Source organism: Saccharomonospora iraqiensis subsp. iraqiensis (assembly GCF_000430445.1).
Lineage (GTDB): Bacteria > Actinomycetota > Actinomycetes > Mycobacteriales > Pseudonocardiaceae > Saccharomonospora > Saccharomonospora iraqiensis.
Window position 1 is genome coordinate 1 of record NZ_KE387137.1, and the last position, 1229, is coordinate 1229.

General features: G+C 71.8%; 1 protein-coding gene and 1 other annotated feature (1 of these 2 running past the window's edge). The gene reads left to right on the top strand.

Annotated elements, in window-relative coordinates; translation table 11 throughout:
- The coding region (locus ACTIR_RS0120600; protein WP_026455681.1) for a purine-nucleoside phosphorylase at nucleotides 1-805 on the top strand (805 nt) is incomplete at its 5' end.
- Nucleotides 806-971: 166 nt separating this feature from the next.
- Nucleotides 972-1229, bottom strand: a sequence feature (16S ribosomal RNA rRNA prediction is too short); it runs 427 nt beyond the window's last position.

The following is a 1229-nucleotide window of genomic DNA, read 5'->3' on the forward strand; positions in this document are numbered from 1 at the left end:
CGAGAGCAGCCACACGCAACCCCGTGAACTCGCCGCCGCGGCGGCATCCGTCCTCGCCGAGCGCACCGGAGTCGACGCACACGACGTCGCCGTCGTCCTGGGCTCCGGCTGGCGTCCGGCCGCCGACGTGCTCGGCGAGCCGGACACCGAGGTGCCGCTCGGCGAGCTGCCCGGCTTCGAGACGCCCGGTGCGGTGGGGCACGGCAGCACCGCCCGGTCGCTGCGGATCGGCGACCACCGCGTCCTGGTGCTGCTCGGCCGGACGCACCTGTACGAGGGCAAGGGCGTCGCCCGTGTCGTCCACGGGGTGCGCACGGCCGCCGCGGCCGGTGCGCGCACCGTGCTGCTGACGAACGCGGCGGGCGGGCTCCGGGACGGGCTGGAGGTCGGCCAACCGGTGCTGATCTCCGACCACCTGAACATGACCGCCACGTCCCCGATCACCGGTGCGCAGTTCGTCGACCTCGTCGACCTCTACTCGGACCGGCTGCGGCAGCAGGCGCGGACCCTCGACCCGAGCCTGTCCGAGGGCGTCTACGCCGGACTGCCCGGCCCGCACTTCGAGACCCCCGCCGAGATCCGCATGCTGCGGACCCTCGGCGCCGACCTCGTCGGGATGTCCACGGTGCTGGAGGCCATCGCGGCCCGCGCGGAGGGCATGGAGGTCTTCGGGCTGTCGCTGGTCACCAATCTGGCCGCGGGCATCACCGGGCAGCCGCTCGATCACGAGGAGGTCATCGAGGCGGGCCGGGCCTCCGCGGAACGCATGGGCGCGTTGCTGCGGGGCCTGGTCTCCCGCGTCTGAGCGTCATCCGCGCTTCGTCTGACTGCCGGTGGCGATCGGCACGTCGGCGATCTCCCGCGTGGTGGTCATGGTGCCGGCCCCTTTCCCCGAGCGCGGCCCGCCGTGCCGGAACGTCCGGACGGCGGGCCGCGTGCACGATCCCGTGTGATCTTCGTCGATCAATTTCGCGCAGAATTGACGGCTCGACAATTACCCGATCGGGTATCACCCGGAGAATGGACACCACTTCGCCGGATACGGTGAACGAAACGTTTCGCGTTTTCCCGTCCGGGATTATCCGTTCGCAATTTCCCGGATGCAACTTCCTCCCGCCGCGCGCGGCGGCGGGAGGACTGCGCCTCCGCACGTCCGCACCGGTTGACATCATGGCGGGATGGACGACACGCCCGCGGGACTCTCCGCCGAGGTGCGCGACGCCGCCGCG